Genomic DNA, 24,228 nt, shown 5'->3' on the forward strand with positions numbered 1-24,228 from the left:
ACTGAGGATTCCGGGTGAAGACCTACTCCCACGAACGCCTGGCGGCGCTCGCTCGCGACCGCGGCATGTCCGACGAGTACCTGCGCGACCTGCGAATCGTCTCCTCCGTCCTGCCCTTCAAGGTGAACGAGTACGTCGCCGACCAACTCGTCGACTGGTCGGCGGCGCCCGACGACCCGATCTTCCGGCTCACCTTCCCGCACCGCGACATGCTCCCGCCGGAGATCTTCGACAGCATCAGGGCGCTGCACGACGCCGATGCGCCGCGCGACGTCCTGCGCAAGGCCGCCGCCGACGCCCAGGAGCTGCTCAACCCGCACCCCGGCGACCAGCTGGAGGCCAATGTGCCGACGCTGGAGGGCCGCAGGCTCGACGGGCTCCAGCACAAGTACGCCGAGACGCTGCTGGTCTTCCCCTCGCAGGGCCAGACCTGCCACGCGTACTGCGGATACTGCTTCCGCTGGGCCCAGTTCGTCGGCGTGGCCGAACTCCGCCAAGCACTGCGCGCGCCCACCGACCTCACCGGCTACCTGACGGCCCATCCCGAGGTCACTGACGTCCTGTTCACCGGCGGCGACCCGATGATCATGAAGACGGAGGTGCTGAAGCGCTGGATCGAGCCGCTGCTCAACCCGGCCATGGACAGCGTCCGCACCCTGCGCTTCGGCACCAAGGCGCTCTCCTACTGGCCGGCCAGGTTCACCACCGACTCCGATGCCGACGACCTCCTGCGCCTGCTGGAGCGCTGCGTCGCGGCGGGCCGCCACGTCGCGGTGATGGCGCACTTCTCCCACCCGAGGGAGCTGGAGACTCCTGTCGTACGGGAGGCCATCGCCCGCGTCCGTGCGACCGGCGCGGTGATCCGTGCCCAGGCACCCCTGATCGCGCACGTCAACGACAGCGCGGACGTGTGGTCCTCGATGTGGCAGCAGCTCGTGGAGCTGGGCGTCGTGCCGTACTACATGTTCGTCGAGCGGGACACCGGCGCCCGCAGCTACTTCGGCGTCCCCCTCGCCAAGGCGCTGGACATCTACAACGACGCCATCCGCGGGGTCTCCGGACTGGCCCGCACCGCCCGCGGCCCGGTGATGTCGGCGGCCCCGGGGAAGGTGCTCCTGGACTCCGTCAGCACCATCGCGGGGGAACGGGTCTTCTCGCTGCGTCTGCTGCAGGCCCGTGACCCCCAGCTGGTGGGCCGGCAGTTCTTCGCACGCTACGACCCGGCCGCCGAGTGGTTCGACGACCTGCGCCCCGCGCTGGGGTCCTGGTTCCCCGGACTGCCGGACCCGGCGGCGCAGCAACCGTCACGTGTGTACGCCCGATGAGGATCACCGCGCACGAAACCAGCCTGACGCAGCGCCACCTGTGGCGTTCCGCCCGGGAGGCCATCCCGATGACGCGGACAGTGATCGTCGAGGTCGAGCAGGACGGTGTGTCCGGCTACGGCGAGGCGTCCTGCTTCATGACGGACCATTACAACTCCGGCCTGGAGCGGATGCACGCCGACCTACGGCGGGTCGCGCCACTGCTGGCCACGCTGAACCCCGGTGAACCGGGCGGGCCGGGCGATCCGGGTGGTCCCGGCGGCGTCTGGCGCCGTCTCGCCGCCGCGCTGCCCGCGTCTCCCTTCGTGCTCGCCGCCCTCGACACCGCGACGACCGACCTGCGCGCCCGCCTGCTCGGCCTCCCGCTGTGGGCATCCCTCGGCCTCGACCGACCGCAGGGCCTGCGCTCCAGCTTCAGCATCGGACTCGACACCCCCGAGACGATGGTCCGCAAGCTGCGCGAGCGGCCCGGCTGGTGCGCGTACAAGGTCAAACTCGCGGACCCCGGCGACCTGCGCATCCTGCGGGAACTGCGTGAACAGACCGACGCGCCCTTCCTCATCGACGGCAACTGCGGCTGGGAACTCTCCCGGCTCGTGCCCGCCCTGCCCGACCTGCGGAACCTCGGAGTCCGGCTGATCGAGCAGCCCTTCCCGCGCGCCGCCTGGGAGGAGGCCCGCACCCTGAAGGAACTCAGCCCGATCCCCGTCGTCGCCGACGAGAGCATCACCTCGCCGGCCGATCTGGACGCCTGCGCGGAGGCCTTCCACGGCATCAACGTGAAGCCCATGAAGGCCGGCGGCATCACCCCGGCCCTCACCTTGCTGCGCGCCGCCCGGGAGCGCGGCCTGATCACCATGCTCGGCTGCATGCCCGAGTCCGCCGCCGGGGTCTCCGCCACCGCGCACCTCGGCGGCCTGGCCGACCATCTCGACGTCGACGTGGTCGACCTCCTGGCGGTCGACACCGGACAGGGCCTCGCCCTCGATGCCACCGGGCACGTCACCCTGCCCGACCGCCCGGGCTCCGGTTACCTCCCGGACCCCGCGGCCCACGGCTGGTACGTCCACCGCGTACCGGCCGCCCGCGTGCACCCGGTCCGCCAGGAGGTGCTCGGGCCCGCACACCCGGCGGAGGGCCGCGCCCACCCCGGGGACGGACTCCCCGCCACCCGTCACCTCGCCGCCCTCAGGCAGGGCCGTGCGGTGGGCTGCGCGTCCCTGTACGCCGAGGACCCGCCGGACGGGTGCGCCGTGCCGGGGTCCCGGCCCGGACGCGGGCGGCGGCTGCGCGGCATGGCCACGCTCGGCGAGGTGCGCGGCACCGGCGCGGGCACCGCGCTCCTGCGGACCGCCCTCACCCTCTCCGCTCTGGACGGCGCCGACACCGTCTGGTGCCGCGTCGACGACTCGGCCGCGGGCTTCTACCGCAAGCACGGCTTCGAAGTCCTCGGCCGACCCCTGGACCTGCCGGAAACCGGCGTCCATCACTTCATGCACAGGAGCATCCGTTGAGCGCTGAAGACCCGACCGGGACACCCGACGCCGAACCCGCCCCGCCCCGCGGGGGCCAAGTGATCCATGCGCGGCAGGCACGCGTGCTCGCCCGAGAGGCGTTCGCGTCCGCGGGCCTGCCCGCCGAGGCCGCGGAGCAGGTGGCCGACGCGCTGGTCATCACCTCGCTGCGTGGCATCGACACCCACGGCCTGCGCCTGCTCCCGCAGTACCTCACGGAGCTCACCACCGGGGTGGCCCGGGCGACGGCGTCTTCGATCGTCGTACGGGACAGGGGTGCCGGGCTGCTGATGGACGCCGACGGTTCGCTGGGCGTGCTCGCCGGGCTGTCGGCCGCGCGTCTCGCGGCCGAGCGGGCCGCGGAGTTCGGCGTCGCCGCGGTCGGCGTGCGCAACTCCAACCACTTCGGCGCCGCCTCCGTCTACACACGGCAGCTGGCGCGTCAGGGACTGGTGGGCATCGCGCTCACCTCGGCCGCGTCCCGGGTGGCGCCGTACGGAGGCATCGAGCCGCTGTTCGGGACCAACCCGATCAGTGTGGCCGCGGGTGGCGGGGACGAGGAGTTCGCCCTGGACATGGCCACCAGCCAGGTCTGCTTCGGCGAGGTGAAGCAGCGCAGGGCCGAGGGCCACGGTCTGGACGGAGGCTGGGCGACCGATCGTCAGGGGCGGCCCACGTCGGACCCCGAGGAGGCATACGCGCTGTCGCCGCTGGGCGGTTACAAGGGGCAGGGTCTGGCGATGGCCGTCACCCTGCTCGGAGCCGTCCTCACCGGCACCGCACCCGACTGGCGACTCGCCCAGGTCGGTGCGGGCGGCGCGGGACGGAGCCGGGGGATCGGGCACCTGGTACTCGCTCTGGACCCGGCCGCGTTCACCGGTACGGAGGACTTCGGCGCCGGACTGACGGACCTGCTGGCCACGGTCCGTACCGCGGCCGCCGCCACGGACGGGCCCGTCCTGGCCCCGGGTGACCCCCAACGCGCCCACGAGCGGTACCGGGAGACCCGTGGCATCCCCCTGGACTCCCGCACCGCGGCGGTGCTCGCCGAACAGGCCGAACGGCTCGGCGTCCCGGGGCCCGTACCCGCGTCCGGCCCGGTCGGCGGGACGGTCCGGGTGGCCACGGCGGCTCCCGTACCCGGCGCCTGCGACGGCAACGCGTTCAACGCTTCCACCGCGGCCGCCCCATCCACCGCGTCCACCGCGTCCACCGCGTCCACCGCGTCCGAGGAGGTTTCCGCATGATCCTCGTGCTGATCAGCCCCCGCCAGGCGGGGCTGCCCTTCGCCGCCTGGCTGCCGGAGGAGGCGGGCCGGCTGGTCGCGGTCACCGCCGCCGGGACCGACGTGGGCTCCGGCTTCGCGGAGGTCGTCACCGTCCCCGACTACACCTGCGACGACGCCGTGCTCGCCGCGGCCGGGGAAGCCGCCCGAAGGCACCGCCCCCGCGCCGTACTGGCCCTGGCGGAGGCCGACGTCGAACGGGCCGCCCGACTGCGGAGCGAACTCGCGCTGCCCGGCCTCGACACCACCGCAGCCGCCGCGTACCGCGACAAGGTCCTGATGAAGGAGTACGCGCGCACCGCGGGAATCCCGGTGCCCGCCTTCGCGCCTGTCGCCACGGTGCGCGACATCACGGACTTCATGGCCGCCCACCCCGGCCGGGTCGTCGTGAAACCACGAAGCGGCTCCGGTTCCACGGGCGTGCACGTGATCGACGCACCCGGCCGGGCGGCCCCCCTGGCCGACCTGCTGGCGGACGGCTCGTACGAGGTCGAGGAGTTCGTCGAGGGCGCCCTGCACCACGTGGACGTCTTCCGGGTGGGGGGCGAGCAGGTGGCCGCCGTGGCGTCCCGGTACACGGGCGCGGGCTGCCTGACCCACTGGGCCGACGCCCCGCTCGGCTCCCGCAACCTCGATCCCGCCGACCCGCTGCACGAACGACTGGTCGCGCAGACATGGCGGTTGATCGACGCGCTACCGTCCCCGGACACCATCTGCGCGCACGCCGAGTTCTTCGTCACGGGCAGTGGGAGCAGCAGCGGCACCCGTAGCGGCGACGCCGGCAACGGCCGGATCGTGCTCTGCGAAGTGGCCGCCCGCGTGGGCGGCGGCCCCATTCCCACGATGCTCCGCCACATCCTGGGCGTCGACCCGCGAGAGCTGTGGGCCCGTGTGGAGTGCGCGCTGCCCGTCGCGCTCGACCGGGTACGGGAACACGCGCGCACCGCACCCCGCGCCGCCTTCTGCGGCATCCCACCGAAGCGGGGCCGGGTGCTGCGGCTGCCCGAAGCGCCGCCCGGCGCACAGGACTTCGCCGTCCACACCCACATCGGGGACGACTGGAGCGGGGAACGCTACCGCCTGCGCAAATCCGGCGACTTCCTGGCCAGTTGGGTGGTGACCGACCCTGACGCCGCCGCTCTGGACGCCAGGCTCGACGACACGGCACAGCAGGTCAGCGCAGGCTTCGGCTGGGAATACCCGCAGGAGACCGCTTCGTCCGCGATCCCTTCTCCCACGGCGGCCGTGCCCGCGACCGCCGGACCGGACCCGGCCGAAGGAGGCCCGCGATGACCGGAACGCGACCAACTCCCGCCCCCCCGGCGCCGGACGGCCCGTACACGGCGCGTCTGCTGCCACCCGGCCACTTCCCGCAGAGCAGCGATGTCACCGGCCCCGGCGGCCCGGACCTCGTCTGGGACGACCCCCGCTGGCTGCGCTTCACCGCGCGCACGGACCTCCACGAGGTCCGCTGCCTCGAAGTACTCGAAGGGCAGCGCCCGGTGGCCCTGGCCACGCTGCTGGTCACCGCCGAGGCGGGCGGACTGCTCTTCTACGACGCCCCACGGCTGGCAGGCACGCCGTCACCCATGGCCGAGCCCGAACTCCTCGACCCGGCCGACCGCGAACTCTGGGACAGGTACACGGCGTCCCTGCCCGAAGGCCGCCCGGACCACTACCCTTCGCTGGCCCTCGCCACCTTCGGCAACCACCACGGTGTGACCCACTCCCCCGGCCGCTCCCCCCGCCAGCGCACGGCAGTCATGGCGGCGCTCCCCGCCCTCCTCCAGCGGGCCGCGACCGAACTGGGCTGCCGCAGCACCGCCCTGCTGTACGTGGGCGAGCCCGACGCCGAAGCGATGGACGCCGCCGCCGCCCGGGCCGGGTACCACGCCACACTGCTCGGCGCCGAGGCCGTGCACCAGCTGTACGCGGACAGCACGGCCAGTGCGGCCAGTGCGGACACCGCCGACAGCGCTGACACCGAGGACGCCGCGGACCGCTGGGAGTCGTACGTCGCCGGGATCAGCAGCCGCCGTCGCCGGGGCCTGCGCAAGGAGGTCGCGGAGTACGAGCGGGACGGCTTTCGCACCGTTGCCACCACCGGCCCGGGAGCCGTCGACGACACCGTAGTCGCGCTCCAGGTGGCCCACCGGGCGAAGTACGGACTGCCTGGAGGGCACGATCGGGTCCGCCGCGACTTCGACGCGCTCCGGCAGGAGATCGGCGAGTCGTGCGTGGTGCTGGGCGCCGTGCGCGAGGACCGGATGCTCGGCTTCGCGCTGTACCTCAGAGCGGGCGACTCGCTCTTCCTGCGGACCGTGGGCTTCGCCCCCGAGGCCGCGGGCTGCTACCTCGCCCTCACCTACCACGAGACGACCCGCTGGGCGCTCGAGAACGGCATCCGCCGCATCCACTACGGGCTCGCCACCTACGAGGCCAAGTTCCAGCGCGGCTGCACACTGCGGCCCCGCTGGGGCTGGTTTGCCTTCCACGGGCCGGACGCCGACAGCTACCGCGAAGTGCTCGCCCTTCAGTCCCGGAGCGTCGAACGCCGCCTGGAACGGGTGGGCAGCCCCGCCACCCCCGTACCGTCCCGCCTCCCTTCCTCCTCGCACCCGCCCTACGGAGCCGCCCGATGAAGCTCACACCCACCAGCGACATCTGGATGGACGGCAAGTTCGTCCCCTGGGACGAGGCGCAGGTCCACGTCCTCACCCCCAGCCTCCACTACGGATGGGGTGTCTACGAAGGCATCCGCGCCTATCCCACGGCCCGGGGCACCGCCGTCTTCCGGCTGCGCGACCACCTCAGGCGGCTGCACGACTCGGCGCGCGTCTACCTCATGGACCCGGGCTACAGCGTCGACAAACTGACCGAGGCCAGCGTCGAACTGCTGCGCCGCACCGGCCTGGGGGCCGGGTACCTCCGCCCGCTCGTGTACCTCGAGTACGGCACGATGGGCGTGGCACCCCGGCTGGACAGCGCCAGGGTCGCCATCGCCGCCTGGCCCTGGGGCTCCTACCTGGGAGAGAAGGCCGATCAGGAGGGCTGCCGACTGGCGGTCAGCAGCTGGCAGCGCAACGGTGTCCACTCCGTGCCGCCGCTCGCGAAGGCCACCGGCGCGTACGTGAACTCCGCACTGGCCAAGGTCGCCGCGGTGCGCGCCGGGTACGACGACGCCCTGATGCTCACGCCCGGCGGGCACGTGGCCGAGGCGTCCGCCGCGAACGTCTTCGCCGTACGGAACGGCGTGCTGCTCACCCCGCCGGTCAGCGACAACATCCTGCCGGGCATCACCCGGGACACCGTCATCACGCTCGCCCGCGACCTCGGCCACGAGGTCAGGGAACAGAGCCTGACCCGCAGCGAGCTCTACGTCGCCGACGAGGCGTTCCTCACCGGCACCGCCGCCGAGATCGTCCCGATCGCCTCCGTCGACGACCGCTCGGTCGGCGGCGAGGGCTGCGGGCCGGTCACCCGGCAGCTGCGCGAGGCCTTCCAGGACGTGGTGCACGGCCGGACGGCCGGCCGCGACGACTGGCTCACCCACGTATGACAACCCCCCTTTGACCAAAAGCAGTCGAGAGCACGCACCGGAGATCTCCCGAGGGAGATTCCGCGCACGGGTCCGCGCGGGCCCGCATGCGGGTCCGCGTGCGGGCCACCGTGACGCGTGCGCGCCAGCCACCGTACGAAACCCCCGTACATCCCTTACACCGAGGTGAAGAGTCATGTCCGAGCACGTCCTGGTCATCGGCAGCGGCCGAGACCTCCCCACCCGCCTCCGCCGGGCCCGGCCCGGCACCCGGACGACCGTCATCTGCCGTCTGGACTACCTGTCGAGACTCCGCGAGACCACGGAGCACACCCGGGTCATCGGGGTGCGTACCGACGCCCCCGACGACGAGTGGATCGCGCTCGCCCGGACCGTGCACGCCGGCCATCCGTTCACCCGCATCGTGGCCTTCGGCGAACGCGACCAGGACAAATGTGCGGTGGTCGGCGAGGCGCTGGGCCTCGCCGCGCACTCGCCGCGGACCGTCGGGCTGGTGTATGACAAGCAGGCCATGCGGGCCCGGCTGCGCGAGGCCGGGATCGACTCCACCGCCTGCGCCCTGGTCTCCGACGCCGGCGAACTCCGGGCGTTCCTCGCCGCGCACGGCACCCCCTGCATCGTGAAGCCGGGCAGCGGCTCCTTCAGCAAGGGCGTCGCCCTGGTCCGCGAGGAGGACGAGGCCGAAGCGGCCTTCGCCAGGGCCGGCGGGGAACTCGGGGACTTCCGCGGCGCCGAGGTCCTGGTGGAACAGTTCCACGAGGGCCCGCAGTTCAGCGTCGAGGCGTTCTCGGAGGCGGGTGAGCACCAGATCGTCGCGATCACCCGCAAGTACTCGGACCCGCTGACCTTCGTCGAACTGGGTCACGTCTCGCCCGCCGACCTCGACCCTGACCAGCAGAAGCAGGTCCACGACTACGTGGAGCGGATCCTGGACGCCCTGGGCATCGGGTCCGGGGCCACCCATACCGAGATCGTCCTCGGCGAAGCGGGACCGCAGGTGATCGAGACGCACGTGCGCATGGGCGGCGACGAGATTCCAGCGCTGGCACACGACGTGACCGGCGTCGACATCGCCGAATGCCTCATCCGCCACACCCTTGGCGAAACGGTCCTCCCCGGCATTCGCGCCACGCTCGCCGAGCCGCGCACCCCGCGGAGTTCGGCGATCTGGTTCGCCGCTCTTCCCGCACCCGGAGTGCTCGCCGCGACCTCGGGTCTCGAAGAGGCCCTCGACGTGCCCGGGGTGACCGAGGTGCACCTGCTCACGCCGGCCGAATCCACCGTCGGCACCCTGGAGTCCTCCGAGTCGCGCGTCGCCTACGCCCGCGCGCTCGCCCCGACTCCCGAAGCGGCGCTGTCCGCCGCCCAGGAAGCGGTGAACCGCCTGAGCTTCCAACTGCGAGTACGGGCCGCGGGCAGAGGAGCACTGTGACCCCCTCCCCACCTGCGCGGTCCGCCCCTCAGCACCCCCACCGCATCACCCTGGCCGATTTCCGTGCCGCCGCCCGCGAGGTCCTGCCCGCCACCGCGTTCGACTACCTGGAAGGCGGCGCGGCGGACGAACGGACGGTGCGATGGAACGCCGAGGCCTACGAACGGCTGGCGCTGCTGCCCCGGGTCCTCACCGGCACCTCGGGCGTGGACACGCGCCGCACCCTCTACGGCACGGAACTCCCCTCGCCGATCGTGCTGGCACCGACCGCCTCGCACGGGCTGTTTCACCCCGAGGCGGAAGCGGCCACCGTACGCGGCGCCGCGGCCACGGGAGCGCTCACGACCGTGAGCACCTTCTCCACCCTGACGCTCGAAGAGATCGGCGCCGCGGCCACCGGGCCGTGGTGGTTCCAGCTGTACGTGCAGAGGGACCGGGCGCTCACGGAGGAACTGGTGCACCGGGCCCGTGAAGCGGGGGCCGGTGCTTGCGTGGTCACCGTCGACACGCCGGTGACCGGCCTACGGGAACGGGACCTGCGCAATGGATTTGCCCTCCCCTCCCACGGGACCCCCGCCAACCTGGCAAGTCCGGGCGGCCCCTCGGCCGGCTCCTCGACCGGCTCGCGCCCCTGTGCACCCGGATCCACGCACCAGGGCATCCACGACCCGCGGATCGACCCGGCGGTCGGCTGGTCCGACCTCGAACGGCTGCGCACGGTGTCCGGGCTGCCGGTCCTGGCCAAGGGCATCGTGCGCCCCGACGACGCCCGCCGGGCGGCCGAAGCCGGAATCGGCGTCTGGATGTCCAACCACGGGGGCCGCAACCTGGACACGGCAACCGCTCCCCTCGCCACACTGCCCGCCGTCGCCGACGCGGTGGCGGGCCGGGTTCCGATCGTCGTCGACGGCGGGATCCGCCGCGGCACCGACGTGGTGAAGGCGTTGGCGCTCGGGGCGGACGCCGTGGCGATCGGCCGTCCGTACGTCTGGGGCCTGGCCGTCGACGGCGCCGACGGCGTCAGCGCCACCCTGCGCGCCCTGCACCGGGAGACGGAACTCGCCCTCGCCTTGCTGGGCGCCCCGGACCTGGCCTCGCTGACCCCGGACCTCGTGGGCCCGGCCTGGTGAACCTCCGGCTGCGAGGCCGGGGCCGCCTGATCCGTCAGGCCTCGATGCGGGCCACCACCACGACGGTGCGTCGAGTCGGCACGCGATCACTTCGGACGGCATCCGCCCCGGTTGCGGGGGTCAGGTCGCGGGAGCCCACTGCTCGAGCAGTTCCTCGGCCGTGGTGATGGCCGCCACCAGTGCGAGGGAGTTGCGGATCACCTCCGCGGTGCAGGAGGCGGGCACTCCGGCGATGGCGTCGGCGGGGACCACCACCTGGTAGCCGAGGTTCACGGCGTCGAAGACGGTGTTCGGGATCGCGATGTTGGAGGAGACCCCGGTGACGACGAGGGTGCGGATCCCGAGATTGCGGAGCAGGGCGTCCAGATCGGTGCCGGCCATCGGGGAGAGCCCGTGCAGCCGGCGCACCACCAAGTCCTGCTCGGCCACCGTGATGGGGGCGGCGACCTCCACCGCCGGGCTCCCGGTCAGCTGGCGCACCGGCAGCTTCCCGGCGGCCCGGAACAGCCGTGCGTTGGCGTTCGCCCCGCGTCCGTCGGGCCGCCGCTCGGCGACCGCGTGCAGCACCTGTACGCCGGCCCCGCGCGCGGCGTCGGCCAGCGCGGCCACACGTGCCAGCATCCCGGAGTCCCGCGCCTCCTTGGCCAGTTCGGGCAGCGCGCTCTCCTCGCCCACGACACCGTTCTGGCACTCGACGGTGAGCAGCGCGGTGGTGGCGGGATCGAGATCCGGCATGGCTCCCCCTGGCGTGGCGACGGAAGAGCCCTCATGATTCCTGACACATAGTCAGATGTGAAGGGGCGCGGGACGGATGGACGAGACTCAGCGGCGGGGCCGCCGCATCATGATGAGCGACGCGGAAGTGGACGCCTTCCTGCGTGAGCAGCGGACCTGCCGGGTGGCGACGGTCTCCCCCGACGGGCGCCCGCACGTGGGCGCCCTGTGGTTCGCGTGGGACGGCAGCTCGCTGTGGCTGTACTCGATCACGCGCAGCCGGCGCTGGTCCGACCTGCGGGGGGACCCGCGGATCTCGGTGGTCGTGGACGCGGGCGAGTCGTACGACGAGCTGCGCGGCGTGGAGCTGTCCGGGAGCGCCGTGTTCGTGGGCGAGGCTCCGCGCACCGGCGAGCCGTGCCCCGAACTGGCCGAGGCCGAACGGATCTTCCCGGTCAAGAACTTCGGGATCGAGCAGATGCCGCACGACGGGCGGCACGCCTGGATCCGCCTCACACCGGAGTCGGTGGTCTCCTGGGACTTCCGCAAGCTGTAGCGGCCCGCGTGGCCGAAGGTGCTCGACGGAGATCCTCGGCCGAGGTCGTCGGCGGAAGCCGTCGGCGGAGGTCCTCGATGGAGAGCGGCGGCCGAGGTCGTCGGCGGAAGCCGTCAGCGGAGCCCGGCGGCCGCCTGCTGCAGGCTGTCGACCGCGGCCCGGATGGAGGGCCTCCGGTCGGCGTCCGCACGCCAGACGGCGTACACGTGGCGGCGCACGCTGTCGCAGACCGGCAGCAGCCGCACCCCCGGCGGCACGGGGCCGCGGCCCAGCTTCGGCGCCACGCACACCCCGAGGCCGGCCTCCACGAAGGCCAGCTGGGTGTGGTGCTCCTCGGCGATGTGCGCGATGCGCGGCTCGATGCCCGTCCCGCGCAGGGTGAACACCAGCCACTCGTGGCAGAACTGCCCCTCGTTCCAGGAGATCCAGTCGTCGTCGCCGAATTCGGCGAGGGAGATCCCGGCGCTCCGGGAGATGCCCGTACGGTCGGCCAGCGGGTGGCCGGCCGGGACCGCGATGTCGACGGTGTCGTCGAGCAGGTGTGTCCGGGTGAGCTCGGCGGGCACCGGCATCCGCTTGTTGTGCCAGTCGATCGCCAGCGCCAGGTCGAGATCCCCGCGCACGACGGCCGCCATGCTCTCCTCGGGCTCCTGCTCGCGCACCCGGACGCGCAGCTCCGGATGGCCGGTGCGCAGCGCGGCCAGGGCCTGGGGCAGCAGCCCGCGCATGGCGGTCGGGAAGGCGCCGATGCGCAACTCGCCCACGGCGCAGCCCCGCTGGGCCTCGACGTCGGCCTGGGCGAGTTCGACCTGGGAGATGATCCGGGCGGCGTGGTCGGCGAGCAGCCGGCCGGCGTCGGTGAGCCGGACCCCGCGCCCGTTGCGGGCCAGCAGGGGCTGGCCGATCTCTCGCTCCAGCTTGGCCATCTGCTGGGACACGGCGGAGGTGGTGACGTGGAGCCCGTCGGCCGCACCACTGACCGAGCCGTGACGGGCGAGGGCGTCGAGGGTGCGCAGCCGCTCCAGGTTCAACATGTAAGCAATGCTACGCCGTCACTCAGAGAAACTCTCGCTTGTCCTACGAAGTTGATACGAGCACAGTAAGGGCATGAGCGCACCGACCACCCCCGGGCCCGCCCGCCCGGCCCCCGCCCCGACCGCCGCCACCGTCGGCGCCACTGCCACTGCCACGGCCGTCGCCCCCACCCGGCCGCGCCGCGGCGGCCTGCTCGACTGGCGGATCCGGTTCGCGATCCTCTCGGTCGTCTGGGGCTTCAGCTTCCTCCTGATCAAGGTCGGCACCGAGGCGTACGCGCCCTTCCAGGTGGCGCTGGGCCGGGTCCTGTTCGGCGCGCTCGCCCTCCTCACCGTGCTGCTGGTCCGCCGGGAGCCGCTCCCCCGCGGGCTGCGCACCTGGGGCCACCTGAGCGTGGCGGCGCTCCTGCTCAACACCGCCCCCTTCTCGCTCTTCGCGTATGCGGAGCTGAGCATCCCCTCCAGCCTGGCCGGCATCTGCAACGCCACCTCGCCGCTGTGGGGCATGGCGCTGTCGCTGGTCGCCCTCTCCGAGGACCGTCCGACCCGCCGCCGCTTCGCCGGGCTGGGCCTGGGCTTCCTCGGCGTCCTCACCGTGCTCGGTGCCTGGCAGGGCTTCTCCGGCGTCGACGCCAAGGGCACCGCGTTCGCCCTACTGGCCTCCCTCTGCTACCCCATCGGCTGGATCTACGTCCGCCGCACCCTGGCCGGAACCCCCGGCTCCCCGGTGGCCCTGACCGGTGGGCAGCTCATGGTCTCCACGCTCCAGCTCGCGCTCGTCAGCGCCGTGTTCACCTCGGCGCCGGGCTCGTTCCCGCTCTGGCCGACCCTGTCGGTGATCGCGCTGGGCGCCCTCGGCACGGGCATGGCCCTGCAGATGCAGTACGGGCTGGTCACGGAGGTCGGCCCCACCACCGCCCAGATGGTCACCTACTTCATCCCGGTCATCGCGACCACGGCGGGCGTCCTGGTCCTCGGCGAGCAGCTCCACTGGAACACCCCGGTCGGCGCCGCGATCGTGCTCGCCGGAGCAGCCCTCACCCAGACCCGCCCCGGGGCCCGCAAGCCCGCCTGAGCCGGCCCGACACCCTCCGGGCGATCATCACCACGCCTGGAGGGCACCCCTTGGGGGTGTCTTCCCGATCACGCCGGGCTCGCGGGCCCTGGCACCGCGCCTCGTCCGCCCTGCGATCCACGGCACCAGAACCCGCTCCCTGATCCGGCCCGATCGACAAGACGCCCCCCTGGGCCCGGCCATCGTCCTGCTCACCGTCGGACCTGCCGACGTCCTCGCGGGCAGCTGGGTCACACCGAAGATCCGCGGCGCCGCAAGGCCACCGGAGTGCCGGGCGGCGGCCGAAGCCGAGCTCCGGACGCACGCCCGGGGAGACCTCGGTCCGGCCCGTCGGGTCGCCTCCGCACCCGTCCACCGCTTCCTGGGCTCGGCGGTCACCCTCGGCGGGATCGTCTTCACCCCGGGCGGCCTCCTGCGGTCGCGCGACCTGGACAGGACCGCGCGGGGCGAGCCGGCCGGGCCCGTCAACACGGACCGCGTCAAGGTCCCGGCCGGGCCGACCCGCCGGGGCCCGCCGGCCCGGAGGCCCGCCGCGCGCGGTCAGTCGTACCGGACCCCCGCCGCCCCCACGCTGGCCGCCGCGGCCACCGCGTCGGCCAGGACCGGCACCTCGGCGACCGCCAGCTGCGAGACCGTCAGCCGGACCCCTGGCCCCGCCTCGACGCGGAAGACGGCCCCCGGCGACACCGCCCAGCCGGCGCCGAGCAGCCGCGTCACCACCACCGTCTCGTCGACCACCGGCACCCAGACGTTCAACCCGCTCCGCCCGTGCGCCCGCACCCCCCGCTCCCGCAGCGCCTCGACCAGCGCGTCCCGCCGCTGCGCGTACGAGCGGGCCACCGCGGCCGGGTCCACCGCGCCGGAGCTCCACAGCTCCACCACCGCGTACTGCAGCAGCCGGCTCACCCAGCCCGGCCCCAGCCGCTGCCGCCCCCGCAGCCGGTCCAGCGTGACCGCGTCACCGGTCAGCACCGCCAGCCGCAGGTCGGGCCCGTACCCCTTCGCCGTGGACCGGATCAGCACCCAGTGCCGGGTCACCCCGCTCAGCGGGTGCAGCGGCAGATCGACGATGCCGTGACCGTGGTCGTCCTCGATCAGCAGCACCTCGGGGTACTGCGCCAGCAGGGCCCGCAGTTCCTGCGCCCGCTGCGCGCCCACCGCCGCCCCGGTGGGGTTCTGCGCCCGCGCGGTCACCATCAGCGCCCGCGCCCCGGCGGCCAGCGCGCGGGCCACCGCGTCCGTCCGGGGCCCGTCGTCGTCCACCGCCACCGGCAGCACGCGCAGCCCGAGGGCCGGGACCAGGTCCAGCGCCCCGCCCCATCCCGGGTCCTCGACGGCCACCGCGTCGCCCGCCCGCAGGTGGGCGGTGAGTACCCGTTCGATCCCGTCCAGCGCGCCCGATGTCACCGCCACCGGCCCCGGCGGCACGCCGTCCGCGTCGAAGCCGGCCCGGGCGAGACGGGCGAGCTCGGGGGCGACCGGGCCCTCCCCGTAGAGGGCCGGCGCCTGCGCGTACCGCCGGGCGGACGCCGCCAGCGGTCCCTCGAGCGAGGGGAGCAACGAGACGTCCGGGTTGCCCTCGGCAAGGTCCCGTACGCCCTCCGGCACCACCATCCGCAGCGCGTCCCGCGGCGTGCTCGACGGGCGGGCGCGCACCCGGCTGCCGCGTCGCCCGTCGGTCTCGATGACCCCGCGCTCGCGCAGCGTCCGGTACGCGGCGGCCACGGTGTTGGGGTTCACCCCCAGATCGCCCGCCAGTTCCCGCATCGGCGGCAGCAGCGAACCGGGCGGGAGCGCGCCCGAAGCCACGCCCGCCTCCACCCCGGCCGCGATATCCGCTGCACGCCGTCCTGTGATCCGATAGTCTCCTAGCACAAACCACAGTATGCACTAGTGCAATGGAGTTCGCACGATGACCGCCACGCCTGCCGCCACGCAGACCTCCGGGACGAGCGACCGCACCGACCGCACCCCGTCGACCGGAAGCTACGAGCCCACGGCCCGCACCGTCCCGACCCGCTCACGCGACCGGGCGCGCTACGACCGCGAGACGGTGCACTCGATACTCGACGCGGCCTTCATCTGCCACCTCGGCTTCGTCCGCGACGGCGCACCCGTGGTCCTTCCCACGCTGTTCGCCCGGGTCGGCGAATCGCTCTACATGCACGGCTCCACCGGCTCGCGCCCACTGCTCGCGGCCGGCCGTACGGACCCGGGTCTGCCCGTCTGCGTCACCGTGACCCACGTCGACGCCCTCGTACTGGCCCGGTCGGCCTTCCACCACTCGCTCAACTACCGCTCGGTGGTGGTGCACGGCACCGCCCACCAGGTCACCGACGAGGAGGAGTGCCGGACGGCCCTGGACGCCATGGTCGACTCCGTCGTCCCGGGGCGCTCCGCCGACGTCCGGCCCGCCAACGCCCGGGAGCTCGCCGCCACCGCGGTGATCCGCGTGGATCTGACCGAGGTGTCGGCGAAGCTCCGCAGCGGCCCGCCGAACGACGACGCCGAGGACCTGGACCTGCCCCACTGGACGGGCTTGATCCCGGTCGCCCCGGCGTACGGAACCCCGGTGCCCGCCGCGGACCTGGCCCCCGGCATCGCCGTCCCGGACTACCTCACCGCGCTCTGAGGACTCCGCCGCACGACGGTGGGCGCGGCCGCCGCCGGCCGGCGCGACTCCGCCGCGATCAGCGCGCCCACCGCCGTCAGCAGCAGCACGGTGCCCAGCACCACGGCGCCGGTCAGCCGCTCCCCGAGGACCAGGACCGCGATCACCGCCGCGCTCACCGGCTCGATGAGCATGATCACCGACACGGTGGCGGCCCGTACGGCGGCGGCTCCGGTGAAGTACAGCGCGTACGCCAGCGCCGTCGGCACGGTGGCGACGTACACCAGCAGCCACAGCACCCGGCCGAGGTCGGCGGTGTGCGGCAGCAGCCCCTCCACCGCGGCGAGCGGCAGCAGGCAGACGGCGCCCACCGCGACCGACCAGGCGGTGGTCACCAGCGGGTCACCGCCCGCCCCGCGCTGCCCGAGCCACCGGGCCCGCAGGGTCATCCCGGCGTACCCGGCGGCCGACAGCAGCGCCCAGCCGACACCGAGCGGCCGCACCTCGCCGCCCCCGCTGCCCAGCACGAGTACGGCCAGCCCCGCCAGCGCACCGACGACGGCGGTGACGCCACCCGGGCCGAGCCGCTCCCCCATCCAGCGGCGGGCACCGAGCGCGATGATCACGGGTCCGGCGCCGAGGGTGACCACGGTTCCCACGGCGAGCCCGGTGTCGCGCACGGCGGCGAAGTACGCGGCCTGGAAGACGGTGAACAGCAGCCCGGTCACGATCAGCGAGCCGGCCGAGGGGCGCGCCCGGGACGGGACCGGCCGGGACCGGGACCCGCGGACGGCGAGCACGGCGAGCAGCACCGCGAGTCCGCCGGCGCAGCGCCAGAAGGACAGGGCGAGCGGGCCGAGGTCACTGGCCAGGAAGAGGAGGGAGGCGGCCGCCCCGGCGGTGCCCCAGGCGGCTCCGGCGACAACGAGGTACAGCAGACTGCGCCCGGCAGCGGGCGAATGGTTCGACACGAGATGTCTCCGCGCATGCGTGAAGGATGAAAGAAGCAGGTCATCGCTTCGCGGGCAGCACGGACCCGCCCAGGGTGTCCCCGGGCCGGGTTCCTGACGTGGTGGCGCCGCCCGCGCTAGGCGGCGGGCGGCGAAAGCACGGTCGAATACATGGGTGCCACCCTAGGCCGTCGTCGTCTCGCGGTCCAACACGGCGGGGAGGACGTCGGCCGGCGGGGCCGGCCGGGAGGACTGTGCGATGAAGGCGCCGCCCAGCACCAGGCCGCCGCCGACGATCTGCCAGGTCGAGAGGTGTTCGCCGAGCAGGATCCAGGCGAACACGGTGGCGACGACCGCCTCCAGGAAGGCCACGACGCCCGCGACCTGCGGCGAGAGCCTGCGCACCGAGACCACACCGGTCACGTAGGCGAAGACGGTCGCGACGAGCACCACCCAGGCGAGCAGGACCGGCGCGGGCATCAGGGTGCCGCCCACGGAGGCCTGGCCGCCCAGTACGCGCCAGTCGATCTCCCACGGCCGGGCGATGACCGTCATCACCAGGGCGCCGATGAGCATGCCGTACGCGATCACCCCGAGCGGGTCGGGGGCATCGTCCTTGTCGGCGCCCTGGTCCGCGAAGACGAAGTAGAAGGCCTGGCAGCAGGCGGCGGCGAGACCGAAGAGCACGCCGAGCGGGTCCAGGCTCAGCCCGGCCCAGATCTCGACCACGCAGGCCAGGCCGACGACGGCGACGGCCGCGCCCGCGGCGGCGCCGCGCGTCACGGGCTTGCGCTGCACGAAGCGGATGTAGCCGAGCAGCAGGGCCGGGCCCAGGTACTCCAGGAGCAGGGCCACGCCCACGGGAATCCGGGACAGGGAGGCGAAGTAGAAGGCCTGCACACCCGCGACGGCGATCAGCCCGAAGCCGGCGAGCAGTGCGGGCCTGCGCAGGAGGAGGTCACGGTGGCGCCAGGCGAGCGGGGACAGCACGAGCGCCGCCCCGGCCACCCTGAGCCAGACCATGTGGAGGGGGTCCAGACCCGCCTCGATCAGCGGCTTCGCCGCCACTCCGGAACCACCGAACGCGAACGCCGAGACGAGGGCGAGGCCCAGTCCGGCATTTCTCCCTGTCGCTTGCATCCGGCCATCATGACAGGGCCGGTCAGTAGCGTCACGGGCATGACACCTGTTGAGACGGAGTCGAGATCACGACTCGCCGGCCCCCGTGATATCTGACAGGTCGTCAGTATTGAATGTTCCGCCCGCCGGGGCTACCTTCCGCCGCACGTAACCGACGCGAAGGGGTGGTCGCATGGCCGAAGTCACCGCGGAATCACGCATCGAGGCGTCCGCCGCGCAGCTCTGGTCCCAGCTGACGGACTGGGACGCGTACGGGCAGTGGAGCATGACCCACACGAACTTCCCCAAGGGCGGCCCCGAGACCCTCGCGGTCGGGGCGACCTTCGCGGAGAACATGAAGATGATGGGCTTCCCGGCCGAGGTCGTCTGGACCGTCTCGGAACTGGAGGCGGAGCGGCTGTTCGCCATCACCGGCAAGGGCCCGATGGGCGTGGCCGTCCTCACCCGCTACACCCTGACCCCGGACGGCGGGGCCACCACGGTCCGCATCGACGGCGAGTTCACGGGAGCCGCCGTCTCCCTGATGGCGGGCAAGCTCAAGGACTCGGCGACCGCCGCGCTGAACGAATCGCTGCGCAAGCTGGCCGGCCTGGTCGTCTGACGCCCGGGCCACACCCGCCCCGCACGCAGGCGCGTCCCGCGAGTCGGACTCGCGGGACGCGCCTTCGCGTACGGCGGCCGGTCGGGCTCAGTGCTCGTCGGCCAGGATCAGGTAGAGCTTCTTACGGGCGTCGTTGATGACCCCGAGCGCCTTCTCGCGCTGCTCGGGCGTGCCGGTCTTGAAGACCTGCCCGAAGGCTTCCATCAGGCCGAATCCGGCCGTCCGGACCTCCTGCATCGCTTCGAAGTCGAAGCCGCGCCCGGCATCCGCCCAGGGGGCGTCCGGGCCCGACTCGGACTCGGCGCGGCCGGCGTCGGTGAGCGTGAACAGCTTCTTGCCGCCCTCGCTCGCGCTCGTGATGAGCCCCTCGTCCTCGAGCAGCTGCAGGGTCGGGTAGACCGAGCCCGGGCTGGGCTTCCATGCCCCGCCGCTGCGCTCGCCGATCTCCTGGATCATCTCGTAGCCGTGCATCGGCCGGTCGGCGAGCAGCGCCAGGATCGAGGCGCGCACATCGCCGCGCCGCGCCCGGCCCCGCGGCCCCCCGCGTCCGCCGCGGCCACCGAAGGGACCTGCGCCGAAGGGCGGCCCGAACGGCCCGAAGGCGGCGCGCAGCCCCTTGAAACCCTCCCGACGATCGGGCCCGCAGTGGTCATGGCCCCGTCCGTGGTCATGTCCGCGGTCGTGGCCGTGCTGTCCGTGTGAACGCATGACTGCGCTCCTTTCGTCACGTTGTCGTTGCTTCATCGGTGGTCCGATATCTCTACTATCGGAGAAGACTCGCGACGTGTCAACGATATATCGGAACGTGTCGGCGACAGTCGAGCCGTGAATCCGTCATGAAGTGACCTGCCGCCGCCGTCCGTTCCGCAGCGCTGCTCCTCGTACTGCCGGGCCCGGCCACGGCCGACGGCTCCCGGCGGCTGGTCGGCAGCCGGCTCAATCCGCACCGGTGCGTCCCCTGCTCCGAGGCTCGGAGGCCGGGGCGCCAACGTCTCGAACTCGCCCGGCACCACCCCCGAGCAGGCCCACCCGACAGGGCCAGTCACCCCCGATTGGCCTTTGTCGATGATCAAGGAACCGTCCTACCGTCGGGGCATGCGCATCCGAATCGTCGACGCCTTCACCGACCGCCCGTTCCACGGGAACCCCGCCGGAGTCCTGCTCCTCGACGCCGCGTTCCCGCCCGACGCCTGGCTCCAGCAGGTCGCCTGCGAGATGAACCTCTCCGAGACCGCCTTCGCCCACCCCCTGCCGCCCGGCGGGGACGCCGACTGGGCGCTGCGCTGGTTCACCCCGGCCGCCGAGGTCGACATGTGCGGCCACGCCACCCTGGCCACCGCGCACGTACTGGCCACCAGCGGGCTCGCCACGGGGCTGATCCGGTTCTCCGCACGCTGCGGGATCCTCACCGCCGAGACGGCCGAGGACGGCACGATCACCATGGACTTCCCGACGTCCTCGCTCACCCCGGTGCCGGCGCCGGCCGCCGTGGACCACGCGCTCGGCGGCCCCCCGATCCTCTCCGTGCACGACACCGCCGATCACATCGGCGATCTCGTCGTCGAGCTGGCCGACGAGAAGACCGTCCGCGAGCTGGAGCCGGACCACGCCGCCCTGCGCGCCTTCGCCAGGCGGGGAGTGATCGTCACCGCGCCCGCCGAGGATCCCTCCCTCGGATACGACTTCGTCTCCCGCGGCTTCTTCCCGGCCTTCGGTATCGACGAGGACCCGGTCACCGGCAGCGCCCACACCGCGCTCGCCCCGTTCTGGGCGCAGCGGCTGGGCCGCACCGAGCTGACCGGACTGCAGGGCGGCGCGCGCCGGGGTCTCGTACGGGTGACGCTGGCGGGCGACCGCACGCTGCTGGCCGGCCGGGCCGTCACCGTCGTCGACGGCGAGCTGCTCGCGTCCCCGCCCGGTGCGGGCGGGGCGCAGTGACCACGGGTCGCGGCCGCGGGCACCGGCCGATCGGCTCGGCTCAGCCCGCGGAGCCGCCCCCGCCGCCCTTCCCGTCCCCCTTCGACCGCACCTGCGACCGCGACTTCGCATCGGCCTTCGCGTGTGCGGCACTCCGCCGCTTCTCCTCCTGCTCCACCCAGGCGGCCGAGTCGATCCGCTTCCGGTAGACCTGCGACGGCTCCGCCTTGCCCATGTGCACCGTCCATCCCCACAGCACGGCCGACACGACGAAGAGGACGCCCGCCAGCCCCAGATAGGAGGCGATCTCCTCGGACTCGGAGGCTCCCTCCTCGTGAAGGAAACCGGGTACGCCGGCAACGAGCAGGTTCACGCACCACGCGAGCGCCGCGTTGAACAGGGCGAGGGAGATCCAGTAGAAGACCCGCACGGTCCTCGCCGGACCGCTCAGCTCCCCCAGCAGCAGGAGGCGCCGCAGTGTGACCGGCCCGGTCCGGTGGCGGTTGCCCGTGTCCGCCTTGGCCCGGAGCACCGACGCGTAGCACTCGTCCAGCCAGCGCCCCGGGTCCGGGTCCGCGGGCGGGGAGTCGGTCGGCGCCAGCTGCTTGGCCTGGATCCAGCCGTTGAGGAACTGGATCTCCAGCTGCGCCTTCTCCAGGCGCCTGCGGTAGTGGTGGTCGGAACTGCGCGCCTCGCGGCGGTCCCGGACGAGGAGGCTGATGCCGCCCACCACGCCGGTGACCACGGGCACAAGGAAGGGCGCGAACGGTACGAGGGTGTCCACTACAGCCACCGGGCGCGCCTCCTTGCTCGCCTCCAGCGTCGCACCGCCGCGGCGTCCGGCACCGCCCGGAAGGGCCGATCGGGTGGCCCCGTGCCGGATCAGGGCGTCGGCAGCCAGCCCACCTTGCCCGCGAGCAGGGCGTATCCGCCGAAGGCCACGATGTCGAGGAGCGCGTGCGCGACGACGAGCGGTGCCACCCGGCCCCAGCGCCGGTAGGCGAGGACGAAGACGACGCCCATCACCATGTTGCCGACGAAGCCGCCGATGCCCTGGTAGAGGTGGTACGAGCCGCGCAGCACCGAGCTGGCCGCCAGGGCGGCGAGCGGGGACCAGCCCAGCCGGTCGAGCCGGCGCAGCAGGTAGGCCAGCACGATGATCTCCTCCACCAGCGCGTTCTGCAGCGCGGAGAGGATCAGTACGGGGAACTTCCACCACACGTCGGGCAGCGCCTCCGGCACCACCGTGAGATTGAATCCGGTGGCCAGGGCGCCCAGGTAGAAGGCCAGCCCGGCGCTGCCGATCCCGGCCGCGACGAGGGCGCCGCGGCCCAGGTCCCACCAGGGCCGGCTGCGGTCGAAGCCCAGCACCCGCAGGCCGGGAGCGCCCTCGCGGGTCAGGAGGTGCGCCACGAGCAGTACGGGCACCAGGGCGCTCGCGATGCCGAACAGCTGCCAGGCCAGGTCCAGCCAGGGCCGGCCGGGCGCGTAGGAGCCGTTGAGGGTGGCAGCCTGGTCCTTGAGGCCACCCGGTTTGGTGAGCGAGCCGATGAAGCTGATCAGCGCCGAGACCCCGCTCGCGCCCAGCGACAGCGCGAGGACGAGCAGCGTCTCGGTGCGAAAGAGACTCCGCCGCCCGTCCTCGCCCAGTTCCACGAACACCGGCTCCGGCTCCGCCCGCACGCCCGACTCCGTCCTGCCATCCCGTTGTGACCACCCCATACTGCCTCCTCGGCGGGCCGGGAGGATCACTGCGGGGTCAGCACGGGGATCACCAGGATCACGGGGATCACAGGGATCACAGGGATCACCGGACGGTGTCGGGCGCGCGGCCGGTCAGCGGGCGACGGGCACCGAGGCGGTCACCTCCTCCGTCAGCCCGACCGGCCAGGTGTGCACGGGGTCGCCCTTGTGCATCAGCTCGCTGTACCTCCGGGTCGTCGCGGCCAGTGCCTCGTCCCGCTCCAGCCCGGAGGCCAGCGCCCGGTGGTAGGTGTCCACCTGCCAGGTCGCCCCGTTCACCCGGCGCCGGCAGCGCTCCTCGATGATGCCGAGGTAGTGGTCCCGGTCCGCGGGTTCGATGCCCCAGGCGTCCAGCCCCGCCGCCGCCATCGGCAGCAGCTCGTCCAGGACCAGCCGTACGGCGGGCACGCTGGCCAGCCCCCCGGCCCGGCCGCGGCGCGGCCACCGCAGCCGCGCGTCGATCCCGTACCGGCAGGCCGCGTCGAAGTTCGCCTCCGCCTCGGCGAAGGGCAGCCGGGTCCACACCGGGCGCGGTTCGTCCGCGAGGGTGCGTACGAGCCCGTAGTAGAAGGCGGCGTTGGCGACGACATCGGCGACCGTCGGCCCGGCCGGCAGCACCCGGTTCTCCACGCGCAGGTGCGGCACCCCGTCGGCGACCCCGTACACCGGCCGGTTCCACCGGTAGACGGTGCCGTTGTGCAGGACCAGCTCCTGCAGAGCGGGCACCCCGCCCTCGGCGAGCACCCGCAGCGGCTCCTCCTCGTCGCATATCGGCAGCAGCGCCGGGAAGTAGCGGACGTTCTCGGCGAAGAGCTCGTACGCCGAGTCCACCCACCGCTCCCCGAACCAGGTGCGCGGCCGCACGCCCTGTGCCTGCAGCTCGGGCGGGCGGGTGTCGGTGGCCTGGGTGAACAGCGGAGGCCGCGACTCCCGCCACAGCTCACGCCCGAACAGGAAGGGCGAGTTGGCGCCGACGGCTATCTGTGCGGCCGCCACCACCTGAGCCGCGTTCCACACCGCCGAGAACCGGGCCGGGGTCACCTGCAGATGCAGCTGTACGGAGGTGCAGGCGGCCTCCGGCACGATCGACCCGGAGGTCCAGATCAGCCGTTCGACGCCGTCGATGTCGAGCGTGAAGTCCTCCCCGCGCATCATCAGGATCTGCTCGTTGAGCAGCGAGTAGCGGTCCACCGCCGAGAGGTTCGCGGTGACCAGGTCCGCACGCGAGATCGTCGGCAGAATGCCGATCATCACCACGCCGGCGTCGATCTCCGCGGCCTGCCTGTGGGCATAGCCGAGCCCGGCGCTGAGTTCCTCGGCGAGCTGGTCGAATACCCGGCCGCCGAGCCGGTGCGGAAGGACGTTCACCTCCAGATTGAACATTCCCAGTTCGGTCTGGAAATCAGGGCTCGCAATCCGCTCCAGCACCTGGGCATTCACCATTCTCGGCAGCCCGTCGGAACCCGCGAGATTCAGCTCGATCTCCAGTCCCATCATGTTCTTCGGACGATCGAACCTCTTCTCTGCCAGGAGTCGCTCCAGCCCCTCCAGGCACTCGTGAAGCTTCCTTCGATACCGCTGCCGATCGGACAGGTCGAATCCGCCCGCCACGACCTTCTCCCCCATCGAAGCGTCCCTCCTC

22 protein-coding genes are annotated in these 24,228 nt (G+C 73.1%); 13 read left to right on the plus strand and 9 right to left on the minus strand.

From position 1 onward, the window contains the following. Positions 1-14: 14 nt before the first annotated feature. The 8 genes from OG753_RS09675 (at position 15) to OG753_RS09710 (ending at position 10,245) form a co-directional block, all read left to right on the plus strand. A complete protein-coding gene (locus OG753_RS09675) occupies positions 15-1,325 on the plus strand; it encodes a KamA family radical SAM protein (RefSeq protein WP_405788099.1) in 1,311 nt (436 codons plus the stop codon). A gap of 68 nt (positions 1,326-1,393) precedes the next feature. Further along, positions 1,394-2,839, plus strand: coding sequence for a GNAT family N-acetyltransferase (locus tag OG753_RS09680; RefSeq protein WP_405788101.1), 1,446 nt, complete (start codon positions 1,394-1,396; stop codon positions 2,837-2,839). Next, positions 2,836-4,086, plus strand: coding sequence for an Ldh family oxidoreductase (locus OG753_RS09685; RefSeq protein ID WP_405788102.1), 1,251 nt, complete (start codon positions 2,836-2,838; stop codon positions 4,084-4,086). Before OG753_RS09680 ends, OG753_RS09685 begins: the two co-directional genes overlap by 4 nt. Next, complete coding sequence (locus tag OG753_RS09690; RefSeq protein ID WP_405788104.1) at positions 4,083-5,417, plus strand: acetyl-CoA carboxylase biotin carboxylase subunit family protein; 1,335 nt, start codon at positions 4,083-4,085, stop codon at positions 5,415-5,417. The genes OG753_RS09685 and OG753_RS09690 overlap by 4 nt, the downstream gene beginning before the upstream one ends. Then, a complete protein-coding gene (locus tag OG753_RS09695; RefSeq protein WP_405788105.1) occupies positions 5,414-6,766 on the plus strand; it encodes a GNAT family N-acetyltransferase in 1,353 nt (450 codons plus the stop codon). The genes OG753_RS09690 and OG753_RS09695 overlap by 4 nt, the downstream gene beginning before the upstream one ends. Beyond that, on the plus strand, positions 6,763-7,683 hold the full coding sequence (locus OG753_RS09700; protein WP_405788107.1) for a branched-chain amino acid transaminase: 921 nt from the start codon (positions 6,763-6,765) through the stop codon (positions 7,681-7,683). The genes OG753_RS09695 and OG753_RS09700 overlap by 4 nt, the downstream gene beginning before the upstream one ends. Before the next feature lie 175 nt (positions 7,684-7,858). Further along, on the plus strand, positions 7,859-9,115 hold the full coding sequence (locus OG753_RS09705) for an ATP-grasp domain-containing protein (RefSeq protein WP_405788108.1): 1,257 nt from the start codon (positions 7,859-7,861) through the stop codon (positions 9,113-9,115). Beyond that, positions 9,112-10,245, plus strand: coding sequence for an alpha-hydroxy acid oxidase (locus tag OG753_RS09710; RefSeq protein ID WP_405788110.1), 1,134 nt, complete (start codon positions 9,112-9,114; stop codon positions 10,243-10,245). Before OG753_RS09705 ends, OG753_RS09710 begins: the two co-directional genes overlap by 4 nt. A 120-nt stretch (positions 10,246-10,365) precedes the next feature. Here the strand turns inward: OG753_RS09710 and OG753_RS09715 are convergent, their stop codons facing one another. After that, positions 10,366-10,980: a cysteine hydrolase gene (locus OG753_RS09715; RefSeq protein WP_327261413.1), complete on the minus strand. Its 615-nt coding sequence runs from the start codon at positions 10,978-10,980 to the stop codon at positions 10,366-10,368. Between the two features lie 76 nt (positions 10,981-11,056). Between OG753_RS09715 and OG753_RS09720 the strand changes: the two genes are divergently transcribed. Continuing rightward, a complete protein-coding gene (locus OG753_RS09720; protein ID WP_327261414.1) occupies positions 11,057-11,515 on the plus strand; it encodes a pyridoxamine 5'-phosphate oxidase family protein in 459 nt (152 codons plus the stop codon). A 113-nt stretch (positions 11,516-11,628) separates the two neighbouring features. On the opposite strand, the gene OG753_RS09725 is transcribed toward OG753_RS09720, so the two are convergent. Then, on the minus strand, positions 11,629-12,549 hold the full coding sequence (locus OG753_RS09725) for a LysR family transcriptional regulator (RefSeq protein ID WP_327261415.1): 921 nt from the start codon (positions 12,547-12,549) through the stop codon (positions 11,629-11,631). 73 nt (positions 12,550-12,622) lie between these two features. Here OG753_RS09725 and OG753_RS09730 point away from each other — a divergent pair, with 73 nt between their 5' ends. Continuing rightward, positions 12,623-13,624, plus strand: a complete 1,002-nt coding sequence (locus OG753_RS09730) for a DMT family transporter (protein WP_327261416.1) — start codon at positions 12,623-12,625, stop codon at positions 13,622-13,624. Positions 13,625-14,164: 540 nt separating this feature from the next. Here OG753_RS09730 and OG753_RS09735 read toward each other — a convergent pair. Beyond that, complete coding sequence (locus OG753_RS09735; protein WP_405788114.1) at positions 14,165-15,499, minus strand: aminotransferase class I/II-fold pyridoxal phosphate-dependent enzyme; 1,335 nt, start codon at positions 15,497-15,499, stop codon at positions 14,165-14,167. 37 nt (positions 15,500-15,536) lie between these two features. On the opposite strand from OG753_RS09735, the gene OG753_RS09740 reads away from it, so the two are divergent. Further along, positions 15,537-16,256: a pyridoxamine 5'-phosphate oxidase family protein gene (locus OG753_RS09740; protein WP_405788116.1), complete on the plus strand. Its 720-nt coding sequence runs from the start codon at positions 15,537-15,539 to the stop codon at positions 16,254-16,256. Here OG753_RS09740 and OG753_RS09745 read toward each other — a convergent pair. Further along, positions 16,238-17,206, minus strand: coding sequence for an EamA family transporter (locus tag OG753_RS09745; protein ID WP_327261419.1), 969 nt, complete (start codon positions 17,204-17,206; stop codon positions 16,238-16,240). The two genes, OG753_RS09740 and OG753_RS09745, sit on opposite strands and share 19 nt — an antisense overlap. Before the next feature lie 162 nt (positions 17,207-17,368). Beyond that, positions 17,369-18,325: an EamA family transporter gene (locus OG753_RS09750; RefSeq protein ID WP_327261420.1), complete on the minus strand. Its 957-nt coding sequence runs from the start codon at positions 18,323-18,325 to the stop codon at positions 17,369-17,371. 172 nt (positions 18,326-18,497) lie between these two features. Between OG753_RS09750 and OG753_RS09755 the strand changes: the two genes are divergently transcribed. Continuing rightward, on the plus strand, positions 18,498-18,926 hold the full coding sequence (locus tag OG753_RS09755; RefSeq protein WP_327261421.1) for an SRPBCC family protein: 429 nt from the start codon (positions 18,498-18,500) through the stop codon (positions 18,924-18,926). 87 nt (positions 18,927-19,013) lie between these two features. Here OG753_RS09755 and OG753_RS09760 read toward each other — a convergent pair whose 3' ends face one another. After that, complete coding sequence (locus tag OG753_RS09760) at positions 19,014-19,634, minus strand: PadR family transcriptional regulator (protein ID WP_327261422.1); 621 nt, start codon at positions 19,632-19,634, stop codon at positions 19,014-19,016. 387 nt (positions 19,635-20,021) lie between these two features. Here OG753_RS09760 and OG753_RS09765 point away from each other — a divergent pair, with 387 nt between their 5' ends. Beyond that, on the plus strand, positions 20,022-20,864 hold the full coding sequence (locus tag OG753_RS09765) for a PhzF family phenazine biosynthesis protein (RefSeq protein WP_405788119.1): 843 nt from the start codon (positions 20,022-20,024) through the stop codon (positions 20,862-20,864). A 40-nt stretch (positions 20,865-20,904) separates the two neighbouring features. Here OG753_RS09765 and OG753_RS09770 read toward each other — a convergent pair whose 3' ends face one another. From OG753_RS09770 to OG753_RS09780, 3 genes are all read right to left on the minus strand, one after another. Next, complete coding sequence (locus tag OG753_RS09770; RefSeq protein ID WP_327261424.1) at positions 20,905-21,636, minus strand: hypothetical protein; 732 nt, start codon at positions 21,634-21,636, stop codon at positions 20,905-20,907. Between the two features lie 89 nt (positions 21,637-21,725). Next, complete coding sequence (locus tag OG753_RS09775) at positions 21,726-22,565, minus strand: CPBP family intramembrane glutamic endopeptidase (protein ID WP_405788120.1); 840 nt, start codon at positions 22,563-22,565, stop codon at positions 21,726-21,728. Between the two features lie 114 nt (positions 22,566-22,679). Next, entirely contained in the window at positions 22,680-24,212 is a 1,533-nt protein-coding gene (locus tag OG753_RS09780; protein WP_327261426.1) for a glutamate-cysteine ligase family protein, read from the minus strand. Positions 24,213-24,228: the final 16 nt, after the last annotated feature.

The sequence above is a fragment of the Streptomyces sp. NBC_00029 genome, from assembly GCF_045160505.1.
GTDB lineage: Bacteria > Actinomycetota > Actinomycetes > Streptomycetales > Streptomycetaceae > Streptomyces.